Genomic DNA, 300 nt, shown 5'->3' with positions numbered 1-300 from the left:
CTCGTCATCACACCTCAGCGTTGATAAGCAACCGGATTTACCAAGTCGCTCCGCCTACATGCTTAAACCGGGACAACCGTCGCCCGGCTAGCCTAGCCTTCTCCGTCCCCCCTTCGCAGTAACACCAAGTACAGGAATATTAACCTGTTTCCCATCGACTACGCCTTTCGGCCTCGCCTTAGGGGTCGACTCACCCTGCCCCGATTAACGTTGGACAGGAACCCTTGGTCTTCCGGCGTGCGGGTTTTTCACCCGCATTATCGTTACTTATGTCAGCATTCGCACTTCTGATACCTCCAG

1 rRNA gene is annotated in these 300 nt (G+C 54.7%); it reads right to left on the bottom strand.

Going from position 1 to position 300, the window contains the following annotated elements:
- Nucleotides 1-300, bottom strand: a 23S ribosomal RNA gene (locus YALDO0001_RS19555); the annotation flags it as partial.

The organism is Yersinia aldovae ATCC 35236, assembly GCF_000173735.1.
Classification (GTDB): Bacteria; Pseudomonadota; Gammaproteobacteria; order Enterobacterales; family Enterobacteriaceae; genus Yersinia; species Yersinia aldovae.
Note: the sequence above shows the minus strand (reverse complement) of the source record. Positions and strands in the feature narration are given on the sequence as shown.